The sequence below is a fragment of the Pseudidiomarina xizangensis genome (genome assembly GCF_052541995.1).
Window position 1 is genome coordinate 1,455,356 of sequence record NZ_JBOBQA010000001.1, and the last position, 14,756, is coordinate 1,470,111.

Below are 14,756 nucleotides of genomic sequence, written 5' to 3' on the forward strand. Positions count from 1 at the left end.
ATTTTGCTAGCTTAAGGCGATGTTTCATTGGCTTAGGAAGTTGTTATGCGTTATCTGAAGTTACTCGCTATTGCGCTACTCGTGTTCAGCACGAGCGCCATCAGCGCTACGTTAAAAGATTACCTCCCGCAAGATGTAACCTATGACCCAAGTATTCCAACCCCGCAATCCGTGTTGGGCTACGAAGTGGGTGAATGGCATGTATGGCATGATCAATTAGTCCGCTACATGGAAGTATTGGCCGAGAAAAGTGATCGCTTCCAGTTAGAATACGCTGGACGAACTCACGAAGACCGTCCGTTACTTTTAATCACCATAACAACGCCAGAAAATCATCAGAATATCGCTACCTTACGTGATGCTCACCTTGCGGTCGCCGATCCGACTCGCGACGGCAACCCAGAAACCGCGCCTTTGGTGCTCTACATGGGTTACAGCATCCATGGTGATGAGTCGAGTGGCAGTAACGCCGCTCTGCTCTATGCTTATTACCTGGCAGCGGCTCAAGGCGAAAAAATTGAAGCCGTATTGCGTGATTCCATCATTTTGCTTGACCCTAGCCTCAACCCCGATGGTCTTGCGCGCTTTGCGCAATGGGCAAATCAACACCGCAGCCAAAATTTAGTTGCTGACCCGCAGCACCGTGAACATGTGCAAGGCACTCCGCGTGGTCGCGTCAACCACTACTGGTTCGATCTTAACCGCGACTGGTTGTTATTACAGCACCCAGAATCACGTGCGCGCATCGCCAACTTTCAAAAATGGAAGCCGAATGTACTAACTGATTTCCACGAAATGGGTACCGATAGTACGTTCTTTTTCCAACCGGGGATTCCAACCCGTCGTAACCCGAATACCCCAGAGGAAAACGTAACACTTACCGCGAAACTTGCTGAGGGTCATGCTGCAGCATTAGATGAAGAAGGTCATTTGTACTTCACTGAAGAAGCATTCGATGATTTTTACGTCGGTAAAGGCTCAACCTATCCTGATGTACAAGGCGCTATCGGTATCTTGTTTGAACAAGCATCCAGTCGTGGCCATGCGCAAGAATCCATTAATGGTGTGGTTGAATTCCCATTCACCATCCAAAATCAATTTACCACCTCACTGACCACTATGTACGGTGCGCATGCTAACAAAGCCGCCTTCCTGGATTATCAGCAACGCTTCTTCGATAGTGCTTTAGAGCAAGCCGGCGATGCTAATTTCCGTGGTTACTTATTTGGTGACGAAACGGACCCAGCGCGGGTCGAAGGCTTACTTAAATTACTCGCTCAACACGACGTGAAGGTTTATCCGTTGACGAGTGAAGTTGAAGAAAATGACGTTACCTTCAAGCCCGGCAGCAGCTACTACGTGCCGTTACAGCAGCCGCAGTATCGCCTGATTCGCGCCATGTTCAGCACTCGGCAGAGCTTCCGTGATAACACCTTTTACGATGTTTCAGGTTGGACTCTGCCGTTAGCCTTTAACCTGAATTTCGCGCGCACTAATTCGCGTGTACGCCATAGTGATACCGCTTGGCAAACACCGTCGGCGGCGCAGTCTGAATCAGCAATTACCGCGGACGCCTACGCTTATGGCTTCGACTGGCACAACTATTTTGCTCCGCGTGCGTTGCAAGAACTGCTAGAAGCTGATGTACATGTCCGTCAAGCTGATCTCGACTTTACCGCGAAAGTAAGCAATGGCACCCATGCCTTTGCTGCTGGTGCAGTTGTTATTACTCGTGCGTACCAGGAAAAACCTTGGGCTGAAGTACAGCAAATTGTGCAACAAGTTACCGCCCGCAATGGTCTGACGGTGCATAGCATTAGCTCTGGCCTGACGCCATCTGGCATGGACCTGGGTAGTCGTAACCTTCGCCCGGTTGAGCCGGTCAGCGTGATGATGTTGGTAGGTGATGGCGCTAGCATGTACGAAAATGGTGAGGCTTGGTATTACCTTGATCGGCATGTCGGGATCCCACTGTCCATGATCGACACCGATCGTTTTAATGACATTGATTTAAGTCGCTATACCCACATTCTTATGGTTGATGGTAGTTACCACAACCTTACCGATACCAGTGTCTCGCGACTAAATGAGTGGGTTCACAAAGGTGGTGTCGTCATCGGTCAGCAAGGTGGTGCTAAATGGCTTTCCGAGAAAGAAATTCTTGCCGCGAAATTTGTTGAAGAAAAAGCTTTCGACGAGAAGTTTGATAGCACAACCCTAAGTTACAATGACCGTGACAGCTACTACGGTAAACGTCGCGTTGCAGGCGCAATCTTTGGTGTCGACCTTGATTTAAGCCACCCAATGACATTTGGCTTCCCCCGCCAACAGTTGCCGGTATTCAAAGATAGCCTGAATGCGATGACGGTTCCCAAATCGCCATTTATTACTGTAGCTCGCTACTTAGAAGAGCCGTTACTTAGTGGTTATGCCGCCAAGGAAAACCGCGAAGTTATCGCCGACAAAGCAGCTATCGTTGCCCATCGTTTAGGCGACGGTCGGGTTGTTGCATTCGCTGATGACGTTAACTTCCGCGCATTCTTCTGGGGCACCGCCAAGCTACTTAGCAATGCGATCTTTATGGCGCCAGCCATTGATGCTTTCGCCAGCGACGATAAAGACGCAGCGGCTGAGGAAGCTGAGGAAGCAGCGCACTAACTCAGTACTAGAGAACTCCCGCCCGATGCGGTTCGGTGTAGCACAATGTCCACACATCGACCGCTTTTGCTCCCCGTCGTTGCAGTGCTGCAGCGGCGGCGGTTACTGAAGCCCCGGTCGTTAAAACATCATCTACCACAGCTACCGTCAAACCTTGTACCGACCGCGTGCAATGTACTGCGCGGGCCATCGCTTGCCAACGTTGCTGGCGACTTAGTTCATGCTGTTTACCCTCATCATGAAGACGCCGTAACAGCCCGGCCGCGAACGGCAGTTGCACTAATTCCGCTACTTCACGGGCCAACAACGCGGCTTGATTATAGCCTCGTTGACGCCAGCGCTTGCGACTCATTGGCATGGCGACAATCAAATCCGGCCAGGCGTCAGCTTGCTGCCGATAACAGGTGCAAACCTGAGCCGCCAGCAGCGGCGCCAGAAACTGAGCCAGTTCGGGACAACGCTGAAATTTGAACCGTTTGATCAACTGTTGGCTCTCAGCTTGCCACGCCAGAGCTGCGAACCAGTTGCGCCCGAAGTTGCCGGCTTGCTCTGGCCCCCGCCAGCGCAGCGAATTCGGTGGTAAGCGCGGCAAGTCCGCATAACAGGCGTGGCAAAACCCTTGTTGCTCAGTCGCCGTTAGGGGTAGCAAACACAACCAGCAACAACCACCAGCGAACTTGGCAAGGAAAGATTGCGGGGGTACCATAAGCTCCTCCGTGAGCAGTAACAGGAACTAGAATGGTAGCCAAGGTTTGGACGGACGTCAGTGGTACAGGTGCGGATATCGTTGTACTCCATGGCTGGGGCTTAAATGCAACCATCTGGACGCCGATTCAAGCTGAGTTAGCCGCACTCGGACGGCTTACCCGCATCGACTTGCCGGGTTACGGCGAATCGCCCTGGCCCACAGCACAACCCATTAGCTTTGCCAAACTCTGTGAGCTCACCCGCAGTGCGTTACCCGAACGCTGTCATCTGATCGGTTGGTCTCTAGGTGGCTTGGTCGCGACCCAAATCGCATTAGACGAGCCAGAGCGAATACAAAGTTTGACCACAGTAGCATCATCGCCCTACTTTCCTGCACAAGCACCCGATTGGCCGGGTATTGAACCCAGCATTCTCAGTCAGTTTGGTAAACAGCTTAGTAAGGACTTCCGCCGTACTGTGGAACGTTTTCTCGCCTTGCAATCGCTGGGAAGCCCGCATGCCAAGCAAGATGTAAAGATTATTAAGGAATGGTTGTTCAGTAAGCCTATGGCCAGTGTCGACGTCTTAGATGCCGGTCTGGATATGCTAGCTCAAGTTGATTTACGTGGTGAGCTAAATCGACTTGCGATGCCTTTTTTCCGCATCTACGGCCGGCTCGACGCTCTGGTGCCCAGTGCTCTGGCTGAACATGTTGAGCGGCTTGCACCCGATAGTCCGTACTTTATCGCTCCACAGTGCAGTCACGCACCTTTCATTAGTGATCCTGACGCCTTTATGCAGGCTTGGCAGGAATTCTTCAACCGCGTGCGTTAGCGCTGACAACGTTTGCAATACACGGTACTGCGTTGACCCAAACGGATTTCGGTAAGCTCGGTTTTACAGACCATGCATTGCTTACCGCCGCGTCCGTAAACGTTCAGGTGCTGTTTAAAGTATCCTGGTTGTCCATCGGCCTGGGTGAAGTCCTGCAGCGTGGTTCCACCCTGTGCAATGGCTGCTAAGAGGATTTCTTTGATCATCGGCACCAAACGTTGATACCGCGCCAAACTCACTCGGCTCGCCGCACGTTTCGGGTGAATACCGGCTTTGAATAAAGCTTCATTGGCATAAATATTTCCCACCCCGACCACGATATGGTTATCCATGATGAAGGTCTTTACCGCCTGCTGTTTGCCTCGCGTTTTCGCGTGTAAATAGCTTGCGGTAAAAGCCTCAGTCAGCGGTTCAGGGCCAAGCTCCACCAACAACGGATGCGCACTAGCTGGATGCTTTTGTGAAAACAGTACACAGCCAAATCGCCGTGGATCGTTGAAGCGCAAGCACTGACCATTAGTTAGCACCAGGTCGAAATGATCGTGCTTCACCACTAAACTAGTTTCAGGCACCACCCGCAACTTACCAGACATACCCAAATGTAGAATCAGGTAGCCCTTGTCAGTGTGCAAAATGAGGTACTTGGCTCGCCGCTCTACTTGTTTGATAAAGGCGCCGGCCAAATTGTCTACCGCACTTGGAATCGGCCAGCGCAGGCGTCGATCGCGCACCACAGTTGTGGCGATTTGCTGACCTTCAAGATGCGGCGCAATGCCGAGACGACTGACTTCAACTTCTGGTAACTCTGGCATCTGCTTTCTCTGGTTTATAATTCTGGTTATTAATTCTGGTTTTTAATTCTTGTTTTTAACTGGGGTGTCCACTATATTTCGCGCCGAAACTACAGGAGAATTTTAATCCCATGACCACAGCCTGCCCGACACTAAGGGTTGCCGATTTTGCTACGGAGTCGATTGCTATCGACCAGCTGGCAACCCGCGGTTATGTGATTGTACCTAACTTTCTCGCTCGCGAACAATGCTCACAACTTTACCATTATGCTCAGCATCTTGAGCCGCAAGCATGGCAGCAAGCCGGTATTGGGCGCGCTGATAACTACACAACCAACACCGCGGTTCGGCAAGACAAAATCCGCTGGTTACAATCTGACTTCCCCTACGAGAACGCCTACCTGGAAATGATGGATCAACTGCGTCTCGACTTAAACCGTGAGCTTTTTATGGGACTCTTCGACTACGAGTGTCACCTCGCACATTACCCGCCCGGAGCGTTTTATCGGAAACATTTGGATGCGTTTAAGGGTCGCAGCAACCGCATTCTCACGACAGTGTTCTACCTGAATTCCGACTGGCGGAAACAAGATGGCGGGCAACTGGTTATTTATGGTGATAACGGTGAGGTGTTGGAAACGGTGTTGCCTGAAGCAGGTAAACTGGTTGTCTTTCTCAGTGACGTGTTCCTCCATGAGGTACTTGCCGGCTCGCGTGATCGCTATAGCATCACCGGTTGGTACCGGTTAAATACCAGCATCGGCGGCTTCATCGACCCAACGCGCTGACACAAAAAACCCGGCACGAGGCCGGGTTTTCAACATACTAGAACAAAGCTTATTTAATTTTCGCTTCTTTGAACATCACGTGTTTACGAACCACTGGATCGAATTTCTTGATTTCCATCTTTTCTGGCATGTTACGTTTGTTCTTATCGGTAGTGTAGAAAAAACCAGTACCGGCAGAAGATACTAAACGAATCTTATCGCGCATAGTTTAATTCCTTACACTTTTTCGCCACGTGCGCGCAACTCTGCAAGCACTGTGTCGATACCGTTTTTATCAATAATACGCATACCTTTAGTGGTAATACGCAGCTTCACCCAACGCTTTTCTGATTCAACCCAGAAGCGGTGAGATTGTAGGTTTGGCAGGAAACGACGTTTGGTCGCATTGCGCGCGTGTGAACGGTTGTTTCCGCTAACCGGACGCTTTCCTGTAACTTGACATACTCGTGACATCGTTTTTTACTCCAAAAATTGCTTCAAGCTCGCCTGTCGCCCATCGCGGCCTTGCCTTGATTCCGAGGGCGCATTTTATACAGTAATCTGACTCGGTAATCAAGTGATCGACGCATTTTTTTGATCTTTTCTGATCGTCTTGATGGTCGCGCTACTCTACTACAACAGGCCGCGTTCGGCAAACGAAACCGGCTCTCCGCTCCCAATGACAAAGTGATCCAGCAAGGCGACGTCGATCATTGTCAGGGCTTTCTTAAGGCGATCCGTCACGCGTTGATCTGCATTGCTCGGTTCCGCAACTCCTGAGGGGTGATTATGGGCGAGAATCACCGCCGCAGCATTGTGATGCATCACCAACTTAATAATTTCCCGGGGGTAGACCGGTGCCGCATTGATGGTACCGTGAAACAGCTCAACATACTTCAGCAGCCGATGCTGACTATCAAGCAACAACACCACAAAGACTTCTCGCTGTTGATGACGTAATTGTGCAGTCAGGTAGTCACGCACCATTGAAGGTTGGGTAAAGCCCTCATCGCGGCGTAACTGCCAAGCCAAGTAACGGCGGGATATTTCCATCACTACTTGCAACTGCATCACCCGTGCCGGACCTAAACCTGGTTGTTGTAGTAGTTCCTGGGTCGGCGCTGCCAGCATGCCACCGATACCCTCGAAGGCCTGCAGTAGCTCGCGGGCATAGGTCACCACATCTTTACCGCGGACACCGGTGCCCAACAGAATCGCCAGTAACTCAGCGTCACTTAACGCTGCCACGCCCATTTCTGTCATTTTCTCACGGGGACGTTCGTGCGCCGGCCAGGATTTGACTGTACTCATGGTTCCTCCTTGAACCTGTCATCGATCACTAAGGTCGCTAAGCATACCAACGAAGCGCCGGTTAAATCTTCGCCAATCACGAGGGCTTTGTCATTTTCAATTGAATTAACATCTTTAAAGTTCCGTAAAGACAACATCTCATGCTAGGCTAAGAGTCCTTGATTGGTGAGGACTTACTATGACGGAAACCCCTATCACATCGTTATCTGGTCGCCATGTTCTGGTAGCAGTCAGTGGCGGCATCGCCGCCTATAAAAGCCCCGACCTAGTGCGCCGCCTGCGTGATGTCGGTGCCATTGTGCGTGTCGTTATGACCAAAGGCGCACATGCTTTTATTACCCCGCTGACACTACAAGCGGTTTCTGGCCATGCGGTGCACGATGATCTACTTGATCCCTCCGCTGAAGCAGCGATGGGCCATATTGAGTTGGCCAAGTGGGCCGATGTGATCCTGGTCGCGCCAGCAAGTGCCAATACCCTGGCCCGGCTCGCTCATGGTTTTGCTGATGATTTGCTTAGCACTTTATGTTTAGCAACCACCGCGCCCATCATGCTAGCGCCAGCTATGAATCAGCAAATGTGGGCAGCGACCACCGTGCAATCTAATTTGCGCCAACTGGAAGGTCTCGGCTTTCATATCGTCGAACCGGCGAGCGGAGCGCAAGCCTGCGGCGATGTAGGCGCCGGACGCATGCCAGAGCCACTTGAGCTGCGCGATGCCGTCATCGAGCTGTTAGCGCCCAGTAAAGGCCCTTTAACCGGACGACATCTGGTGATCACGGCGGGACCCACTCGCGAACCTATTGATCCAGTGCGTTACCTCAGCAATCACAGCTCGGGAAAAATGGGTTATGCCCTGGCTACTCAGGCAAAGCGCTTAGGTGCCCAGGTGACCTTGGTTAGTGGACCTACCCAGTTAGCACCGCCCGCCGGGGTAAAAGTTATTCACGTCGAAAGTGCGGAAGAAATGCTGGCAGCAGTTGAAAGCGTTATTGCAAATGCTGATGTTTTTATCGGCTGTGCCGCAGTTGCCGATTATCGACTTGCGGAAGTTGCCGGTCAAAAAATCAAAAAACAACAGGATTCCATGCATCTACAGTTGGTCCGTAATCCAGATATTCTGGCCACCGTAGCCAGCCGCGCCAATCCGCCTCTCTGCGTTGGCTTTGCAGCAGAGACACAGAATATTGCCCAGTACGCTGAAGACAAGCTCAAGCGTAAGCGACTGGCGCTGATTGCCGCAAATGATGTCAGTGATACCAGTATTGGGTTTAACAGCGACGAGAATGCAATGACGTTGTATTGGCACGATGCCGATGGCCAGTTATGCCAACGTGAATTAGCGCGGGCCGGAAAAGCTCAAATCGCTGAGGCTATTTTACGGCAGGTTCAGGTGTTGCTGGATACTAGGTAACGCGTCGTAAAGTGGCAGCTATATTTGAAGAGTTAGAATTTCTCCCGCAGTAGAACTGCGGGCTACTTAAAGAGAGAAGATTTCCGATGACCAGCAACAAACCGAATCGCAAAGAGCAAATTCTTGGCACCCTGGCCGCAATGCTTGAGACCAGCCCCGGGCAACGGATCACCACCAAGAACCTGGCCGCCGAACTGGGTGTCTCAGAAGCTGCCTTGTATCGCCATTTCCCGTCTAAAGCACGAATGTTTGAAGGCCTCATCGAATTCACCGAAGAAGCCGTTCTAACGCGCATAAATCAAGTCATGGAAGTTGAGAAAAACACCCTGGTACGTTGCGAAATGACGCTAAGAGTGGTCTTAACTTTTGTGGAACGTAACCCGGGTATTACCCGCATTCTGACCGGCGACGCGCTGATGGGTGAGCACGATCGATTACGTTCACGGGTACAAAACTTGTTTGCCAAAATTGAAGCGAACCTGAAGCAAGCATTGCGCGAACGCCGATTACGCGAAAATGTAGCTACCCGCATCGATGAAGCGGTCCTGGCGAATTTGTTGATGGCTTATGCAGACGGGAAAATTGCGCAGTTTGTGCGCTCGGAGTTTAAGCAGGCACCTACGGCTGAATTCGATACACAATGGCAAACCATTGCCCACCAATTACTCTGAAGTTCGCGCTCGGCTCAGCAGGTTAATTGCCGCCTGCTGGGGCGTTGTGTCACCGTATAGAACGTCGTAAATCTGTTCACAAATGGGCATTTCTACACCATTGCGACGGGCCAGTAGCACCACTTCTTTGGTGTTGCGATAGCCTTCAATTGCCTGACCGATATCACTCATCGCTTGCTCAACATTTTTGCCTTGGCCCAATGCCAAACCAAAGCGTCGGTTGCGTGACTGATTGTCAGTACAGGTTAAGATTAAGTCACCCAGACCAGCCATACCCGTGAAGGTTTCCGGCTTAGCACCAAGTTTTAAACCCAAGCGGGTCAATTCCGCCAAACCGCGGGTGATAAGTGCCGTACGCGCGTTTGCACCGAAGCCAATACCATCTGCCATACCAGCGCCAATAGCGATGACATTCTTCACCACGCCACCAAGTTGTACGCCAATGAAGTCATCGTTGGTATAAACGCGAAAACTACGATCACAATGCAATAATTCTGACAGTTCATGAACAAACCCAGGATCCGTCGAAGACATCGAAATCGCGGTCGGTAGACCTTTCGCCATTTCCATCGCAAAGGTAGGTCCTGACAGCACAGCTAACGCGTGCTCAGCGCCCAGAATCTCTTCCGCCACTTCAAACAACAGACGACCTGAATCAGGTTCTAAGCCTTTGGTTGCCCAAGCTACCCGAGCGTCATTACGAATTAGCGGTTTGATATCACGCAGTACTTGTGCGAAACCACCGCTTGGCACCACCACCACAATGTTCCGTGCATCAGTTACAGCTTCCGCCAGATCACTGGTTATTGTCAGCGCGTCAGGAAGGGGAATACCAGGCAGATAGCGCTTGTTTTCACGCTGCTCAGCCATCGCAGAGGTTTGTTGCGCATCACGGCCCCATAAGCAAACTGGAGTGCCTTTGCGCGCAAAACAAAGTGCTAGGGCGGTTCCATAGGAACCAGCACCTAGCACTGTTACTTGAGTATCACGCATCAGTTGGCGTTATACTTATTGGTTACGCGTCAGCTTTTTGCTGCTCAGCTTGCTGCTGTTGCTGCTGCATGTGCTGAGCGAAAACTGCGTCAAAATTAACCGGAGCAAGATTCAATTGTGGGAAAGTTGCGCGGCTAACTAAGCTAGACAAACACTCACGAGCGTATGGGAACAAGATGTTCGGGCAGAACGCACCCAACAACTGAGCACGTTGTGCTTCTTCGATAGAATCAGCGATAGTAAAGATACCTGCCTGATGAACTTCAGCCAAAAACGCGACGTCTTCATCCACTTTGTTCGTTGCAGTGATTTTCAAAACCACTTCATAGGTATTGTCTTCCAACTTGGTGTTTTTCACATTCAAGTCAAGATTCAATTCTGGCTTCCATTCTTTACGGAAGATTTGCGGCGAATTCGGTGCTTCGAAAGACACGTCTTTCGTGAAAATGCGCTGAATTGCGAATGCTTGTTCTTGTGATGCTTGCGCGTCGCCTTGAGCGGCGCCGTTTACTTGCTGTTCATCAGCCATGGTTATACTTCCTATTAATTATTTGATAGTACGAATTATTTTTTAACGAGCGGAAAACTAGCGCCCTGCCAGGCAGAGATTCCACCTTGTAATAAGGCAACGTTTTCATAGCCCACTTTGGTCAGCTCTTGTGAAACTGATTTGGCGGTCATACCGGTTGCACATACCACCACGATGGGGGCAGATTTATATTTCTCAAGTGCAGCCGTTTCATTTTTCCGGATCCGCTCAGCAGGTAAATTGACCGCACCATGGATATGACCCTTGCGGAATTCTTCAACCGACCGCGTATCAACAAACACGCCATCGTTGCGGTTTACCTGTAAAGTCGCTTCTTGCGGCGAAAGTGCTTTGACTTTCGAAGTTGCTGCTTGTGCATAAGAAACGATGATCGCGATTAGCAACACCACCCATAAGATACTCATCAAATAGTGGTCAGCTGCAAAGGCTAGGATTTGATCCATGATTGCTCACTACTCCTGCTGAAAAAATCAAGCACCAGAGTATACCTGCTGAGGCGTCAGATACCAGTAAAATTTGGGGGCTTTTCGACCGACAGCGGGTGCGTTGCGACGTAAAATCGCATAAACTAATGGCGAATCAATGACAACCCGAAGCAACCAAGTTGAGGATGCAAAATGGCAAAGCCACACACTCCCCTGGCGCTGTTAATTTTAGATGGCTGGGGTCATCGTGAAGCAACAGACGACAATGCGATTGCGGCGGCGCAGACGCCTAACATGGATACGTTGTCAGAGCAGTTCCCGCACACCTTGGTTGATGGCTCGGGGATGTCAGTAGGCCTACCCGATGGCCAGATGGGCAACTCTGAAGTTGGCCATGTCAATCTTGGCGCAGGTCGGGTTGTCTATCAAGACTTTACGCGCGTCAGTAAAGCCATTCAGGATCGCGATTTTTTCACTAACCACGCGCTTACGCAGGCCGTAGATGACGCTAACGCGAATAACGGCGCAGTTCACATCATGGGTTTACTCTCTCCAGGTGGCGTGCATAGCCATGAAGACCACTTGGTCGCGATGGTGGAACTTGCCGCGCAGCGCGGTGCAAAACGTATTTACTTGCACGGCTTTCTCGATGGTCGCGATACGCCACCCCGCTCGGCAAAACCCACGCTGGAACGTTTCGAACAACTGTTTAGCAAGCTTGGCGTAGGTCGTTTTGCCAGCTTGTGCGGGCGTTACTACGCCATGGATCGCGATAAGCGTTGGGAGCGCATTGAACAAGCGTGGCAAGTTATCGTTGATGGTGAAGCCCCTTTCACCACCCCCAGTGCCGGCGAAGCTTTGACGCAAGCCTATGAACGCGACGAAAATGATGAGTTTGTTAAGCCGACGCGGATTGCCGATGCTGCGCCCATGCAAGATGGCGACAGTGTGATTTTCATGAACTTCCGCGCCGACCGCGCACGACAACTTAGCCATGCCTTTGTGACTGAGGGGTTCGATGCTTTTGACCCGGCACGGCGCCCACAGTTAGCAAGTTTTGTGTCACTTACCGAATACGCCAAAGATATCAACAGTACCGTTGCTTTTCCTCCAGAAGCTCTGGATAACGTGCTTGGGGAATGGCTCGGTGAGCACGGTTATACCCAGCTGCGCATTTCAGAAACGGAGAAATATGCACATGTCACCTTCTTTTTCAGCGGTGGCCGTGAACAGGAATTCCCGGGTGAAACCCGCCTACTAGTGCCTTCACCACAAGTTGCTACCTACGATTTGCAGCCCGAGATGAGTAGTGAAGAGCTTACCGATAAGTTGGTTGCGGCCATCAAAAGCGGCGAACACGATGTGATCATTTGCAACTATCCGAATGGCGATATGGTCGGTCATACCGGAAATTTCGACGCCGCTGTACAAGCCATCGAAGCAGTTGATCGCTCCATTGGACGAGTCATCGAGGCTCTCCGTCAGGTCGACGGGGAGTGTTTAATTACTGCCGATCACGGTAATGCGGAGCAGATGGAAGATCATCACACCGGGCAATCGCATACCGCCCACACCAGTGAACTGGTACCCTTTATTTATGTTGGCCGCGCGGCTACCGCCCGAGATGGCGGGATTCTCTCGGATGTCGCACCGACCATGTTACACCTGCTGGGTTTACCCCAACCCGCAGAGATGACCGGTAAACCTATAGTTACTCTCGAGGAATGATGCGTACTCTGAAACGCCTAATAGTGACACTACTGCTGCTCAACGTAGGAGCAGTTTTGGCGTTGCAGCAGGCGACGCCTGAGACTGCGACTGAAACTCAGGCACGTATAGACGCCATCGCGCGCGAGCTCGAACGACGTCAATCGGCAATGCAGCAGCGCTCCAGACAGTTAAGTTTAACTGAACGGGAGCTACAGCAACTGGAAATGCAAATCAACACCGTTGCCAGTGAATTGTCCGCTACCACTGCCCAGCTCAACCAGACAAACCAACGTATCGACGCGCTTGAACAACAACAAGATCAGCTTAAAGCTGAACAAAAGCAGCAAGCCAGATGGTTGGCAAAACAGCTCAACATGGCCTATCGCATTGGTGAACATGACTTTTTAAAACTGATTTTAAATCAAGAGAATCCCGCCGACTTCGAGCGTCTGCATGGCTATTACGGCTATTTCAACCGTGCCCGGCTGGAAAAACTTGATGAACTCAAAGCCACTCAAGCACAACTGCAGGACGTTGCTGGCAAGCTTGCCATTGCCCGAGACCAAATTGCCGCGCAGCAGAGTCAACAGAAGCGTCAACAGGGTGTGCTCCGTGAGCAGCAAAAAGAACAGCAACAGTTGATCCGTCGTTTGCAACGAGAACAACAACAGGACCAGTCGCGAGTTGCTCAACTCGAACAAGACCAACAGGAACTTGAAGAAGTTTTAGCAGCGATTATTGCGGCTTTACGTGATGAACCACAATTGGACGGGCTGGCAAAGCTAAAAGGCAAGTTGAACTGGCCCGCGCAAGGTAACGTGCAAAATCTCTTTGGTCGTACGCGAAGTGGCGGGGTGAAATGGAAAGGTACTTTGATTGACGCGCCAGCTGACAGTTCAGTGCGAGCCGTTGCCGACGGCCGCGTCATTTTCGCCAACTGGATGCGCGGCTACGGTTTGCTTTTAGTACTCGATCACGGTGATGGTTATATGAGCCTGTATGGGCACAACCAAACCATTTTGCCTAACGTTGGTGAAGTGGTCCGCCGCGGTGAAGAGATTGGTCTGGTTGGACAAAGCGGTGGTCGCTCATCTCCGGCCTTGTATTTCGAAATTCGAGTTAAGGGCGATGCGGTGAATCCGGCGCAATGGTGTCGCTGATGACTAGGTCTGGCTTCGCAGGTTTCGGGATCTTGTTCACCGCCCTGATCATGACACTACCTGCAGATGCCGACACTGAAACCAGTTCCGTACCCCCTGTTGAAGAACCTAAACCGCTTCCGCGAATAGCTATTGTCATCGATGACCTTGGCCACCATCAAGACCACTTTGCCTACGCTGACCTTGAGCTGCCTGTTACGCTTGCCATTATGCCGTTTACACCAAAAGCTGAAGCCCTTGCGCAACGCGCAACTGCGCATGGTCACGAAGTGATGATCCACATGCCGATGCAACCTGAGCACCACGACCGTCAGCAACAGGGCCAACTTGACCGCTTTGATACCAAAGCGCAATTTATTGCGACGCTGAGCGCCGCGTTTTCTCGTCTGCCGCAAGCACAAGGCCTGAATAACCACCAGGGCAGCCGCTTAACTGCAGAACAACAGCCAATGCAATGGCTAATGCAGGAACTCGAGTCGCGCCAGCTCTACTTTCTCGATAGTCGCACGACCACCGCAACAGTCGCTGAAACCCTGGCTCTGAAGGCGGGTTTGCCAGCAGTGCGCCGCCACGTTTTTTTAGACAACGAGCCGACCGCTGAGGCAATTTTACTGGAATGGCACCGTCTCATCACACTTGCCGAGCAACAAGGCTTTGCAGTCGCTATTGGTCATCCCTATCCAGCAACCTTGGAATTTCTACAAAAAAAGTTACCTCAGCTGACTGCGCAAGGTTCGGTGCAATTGGTTTATCTCTCTGAGCTGCTCCCGCGCGCCAACTAGTCA

At 51.3% G+C, this 14,756-nt stretch carries 16 protein-coding genes; 8 read left to right on the plus strand and 8 right to left on the minus strand.

Going from position 1 to position 14,756, the window contains the following annotated elements; translation table 11 throughout:
- Positions 1-45: 45 nt before the first annotated feature.
- Positions 46-2,658 carry a M14 family zinc carboxypeptidase gene (locus ACQ5ES_RS07040; RefSeq protein WP_445015217.1) on the plus strand — a complete coding sequence of 871 codons (2,613 nt, stop codon included), beginning with the start codon at positions 46-48 and terminating at the stop codon, positions 2,656-2,658.
- A 7-nt stretch (positions 2,659-2,665) separates the two neighbouring features.
- Here ACQ5ES_RS07040 and ACQ5ES_RS07045 read toward each other — a convergent pair whose 3' ends face one another.
- Positions 2,666-3,364 (minus strand): ComF family protein, encoded by a 699-nt coding sequence (locus ACQ5ES_RS07045; protein ID WP_445015218.1) that lies wholly within the window; start codon positions 3,362-3,364, stop codon positions 2,666-2,668.
- 32 nt (positions 3,365-3,396) lie between these two features.
- Between ACQ5ES_RS07045 and bioH the strand changes: the two genes are divergently transcribed.
- Positions 3,397-4,179 carry a pimeloyl-ACP methyl ester esterase BioH gene (gene bioH, locus ACQ5ES_RS07050; RefSeq protein WP_445015219.1) on the plus strand — a complete coding sequence of 261 codons (783 nt, stop codon included), beginning with the start codon at positions 3,397-3,399 and terminating at the stop codon, positions 4,177-4,179.
- On the opposite strand, the gene mutM is transcribed toward bioH, so the two are convergent.
- Positions 4,176-4,991 (minus strand): bifunctional DNA-formamidopyrimidine glycosylase/DNA-(apurinic or apyrimidinic site) lyase, encoded by an 816-nt coding sequence (gene mutM, locus ACQ5ES_RS07055; RefSeq protein WP_445015220.1) that lies wholly within the window; start codon positions 4,989-4,991, stop codon positions 4,176-4,178. The genes bioH and mutM overlap by 4 nt on opposite strands.
- Before the next feature lie 110 nt (positions 4,992-5,101).
- On the opposite strand from mutM, the gene ACQ5ES_RS07060 reads away from it, so the two are divergent.
- The gene (locus tag ACQ5ES_RS07060; protein WP_445015221.1) at positions 5,102-5,758 is read left to right on the plus strand and encodes a 2OG-Fe(II) oxygenase; all 657 of its coding nucleotides are present in this window, start codon (positions 5,102-5,104) and stop codon (positions 5,756-5,758) included.
- Positions 5,759-5,807: 49 nt separating this feature from the next.
- On the opposite strand, the gene rpmG is transcribed toward ACQ5ES_RS07060, so the two are convergent.
- The 3 genes from rpmG to radC form a co-directional block, all read right to left on the minus strand.
- Entirely contained in the window at positions 5,808-5,963 is a 156-nt protein-coding gene (rpmG, locus tag ACQ5ES_RS07065; protein WP_173920127.1) for a 50S ribosomal protein L33, read from the minus strand.
- A gap of 11 nt (positions 5,964-5,974) precedes the next feature.
- Complete coding sequence (gene rpmB, locus ACQ5ES_RS07070; RefSeq protein ID WP_445015222.1) at positions 5,975-6,211, minus strand: 50S ribosomal protein L28; 237 nt, start codon at positions 6,209-6,211, stop codon at positions 5,975-5,977.
- A 159-nt stretch (positions 6,212-6,370) separates the two neighbouring features.
- On the minus strand, positions 6,371-7,048 hold the full coding sequence (radC, locus tag ACQ5ES_RS07075; RefSeq protein WP_445015223.1) for a RadC family protein: 678 nt from the start codon (positions 7,046-7,048) through the stop codon (positions 6,371-6,373).
- Between the two features lie 178 nt (positions 7,049-7,226).
- On the opposite strand from radC, the gene coaBC reads away from it, so the two are divergent.
- Positions 7,227-8,462, plus strand: coding sequence for a bifunctional phosphopantothenoylcysteine decarboxylase/phosphopantothenate--cysteine ligase CoaBC (gene coaBC, locus ACQ5ES_RS07080; RefSeq protein WP_445015224.1), 1,236 nt, complete (start codon positions 7,227-7,229; stop codon positions 8,460-8,462).
- Positions 8,463-8,548: 86 nt separating this feature from the next.
- Positions 8,549-9,133 carry a nucleoid occlusion factor SlmA gene (slmA, locus tag ACQ5ES_RS07085; protein ID WP_445015225.1) on the plus strand — a complete coding sequence of 195 codons (585 nt, stop codon included), beginning with the start codon at positions 8,549-8,551 and terminating at the stop codon, positions 9,131-9,133.
- Here the strand turns inward: slmA and gpsA are convergent.
- The 3 genes from gpsA to ACQ5ES_RS07100 are packed head-to-tail and all read right to left on the minus strand — an operon-like array spanning position 9,125 to position 11,119.
- The gene (gene gpsA, locus ACQ5ES_RS07090) at positions 9,125-10,126 is read right to left on the minus strand and encodes an NAD(P)H-dependent glycerol-3-phosphate dehydrogenase (RefSeq protein ID WP_445015226.1); all 1,002 of its coding nucleotides are present in this window, start codon (positions 10,124-10,126) and stop codon (positions 9,125-9,127) included. The genes slmA and gpsA overlap by 9 nt on opposite strands.
- A gap of 22 nt (positions 10,127-10,148) precedes the next feature.
- On the minus strand, positions 10,149-10,655 hold the full coding sequence (secB, locus tag ACQ5ES_RS07095) for a protein-export chaperone SecB (protein ID WP_445015227.1): 507 nt from the start codon (positions 10,653-10,655) through the stop codon (positions 10,149-10,151).
- A 35-nt stretch (positions 10,656-10,690) separates the two neighbouring features.
- Positions 10,691-11,119 (minus strand): rhodanese-like domain-containing protein, encoded by a 429-nt coding sequence (locus tag ACQ5ES_RS07100; protein WP_445015228.1) that lies wholly within the window; start codon positions 11,117-11,119, stop codon positions 10,691-10,693.
- Positions 11,120-11,293: 174 nt separating this feature from the next.
- On the opposite strand from ACQ5ES_RS07100, the gene gpmI reads away from it, so the two are divergent.
- From gpmI to ACQ5ES_RS07115, 3 genes are read left to right on the plus strand one after another with little or no spacing between them, the layout of a single operon-like run.
- A complete protein-coding gene (gpmI, locus tag ACQ5ES_RS07105; protein ID WP_445015229.1) occupies positions 11,294-12,829 on the plus strand; it encodes a 2,3-bisphosphoglycerate-independent phosphoglycerate mutase in 1,536 nt (511 codons plus the stop codon).
- Positions 12,830-12,885: 56 nt separating this feature from the next.
- Positions 12,886-13,971 (plus strand): murein hydrolase activator EnvC family protein, encoded by a 1,086-nt coding sequence (locus ACQ5ES_RS07110; protein WP_445015230.1) that lies wholly within the window; start codon positions 12,886-12,888, stop codon positions 13,969-13,971.
- Positions 13,971-14,753: a divergent polysaccharide deacetylase family protein gene (locus ACQ5ES_RS07115; RefSeq protein ID WP_445015231.1), complete on the plus strand. Its 783-nt coding sequence runs from the start codon at positions 13,971-13,973 to the stop codon at positions 14,751-14,753. Before ACQ5ES_RS07110 ends, ACQ5ES_RS07115 begins: the two co-directional genes overlap by 1 nt.
- Positions 14,754-14,756 lie beyond the last annotated feature (3 nt).

Coding starts and splice junctions, on each gene's coding strand:
- rpmB (WP_445015222.1), bottom strand. CDS start 6,211: ATGTCACGAGTATGTCAAGTTACAGGAAAGCGTCCGGTTAGCGGAAAC.
- mutM (WP_445015220.1), bottom strand. CDS start 4,991: ATGCCAGAGTTACCAGAAGTTGAAGTCAGTCGTCTCGGCATTGCGCCG.
- secB (WP_445015227.1), bottom strand. CDS start 10,655: ATGGCTGATGAACAGCAAGTAAACGGCGCCGCTCAAGGCGACGCGCAA.
- ACQ5ES_RS07115 (WP_445015231.1), top strand. CDS start 13,971: ATGACTAGGTCTGGCTTCGCAGGTTTCGGGATCTTGTTCACCGCCCTG.
- rpmG (WP_173920127.1), bottom strand. CDS start 5,963: ATGCGCGATAAGATTCGTTTAGTATCTTCTGCCGGTACTGGTTTTTTC.
- gpsA (WP_445015226.1), bottom strand. CDS start 10,126: ATGCGTGATACTCAAGTAACAGTGCTAGGTGCTGGTTCCTATGGAACC.
- gpmI (WP_445015229.1), top strand. CDS start 11,294: ATGGCAAAGCCACACACTCCCCTGGCGCTGTTAATTTTAGATGGCTGG.
- coaBC (WP_445015224.1), top strand. CDS start 7,227: ATGACGGAAACCCCTATCACATCGTTATCTGGTCGCCATGTTCTGGTA.
- radC (WP_445015223.1), bottom strand. CDS start 7,048: ATGAGTACAGTCAAATCCTGGCCGGCGCACGAACGTCCCCGTGAGAAA.
- ACQ5ES_RS07100 (WP_445015228.1), bottom strand. CDS start 11,119: ATGGATCAAATCCTAGCCTTTGCAGCTGACCACTATTTGATGAGTATC.
- ACQ5ES_RS07045 (WP_445015218.1), bottom strand. CDS start 3,364: ATGGTACCCCCGCAATCTTTCCTTGCCAAGTTCGCTGGTGGTTGTTGC.
- slmA (WP_445015225.1), top strand. CDS start 8,549: ATGACCAGCAACAAACCGAATCGCAAAGAGCAAATTCTTGGCACCCTG.
- bioH (WP_445015219.1), top strand. CDS start 3,397: ATGGTAGCCAAGGTTTGGACGGACGTCAGTGGTACAGGTGCGGATATC.
- ACQ5ES_RS07040 (WP_445015217.1), top strand. CDS start 46: ATGCGTTATCTGAAGTTACTCGCTATTGCGCTACTCGTGTTCAGCACG.
- ACQ5ES_RS07060 (WP_445015221.1), top strand. CDS start 5,102: ATGACCACAGCCTGCCCGACACTAAGGGTTGCCGATTTTGCTACGGAG.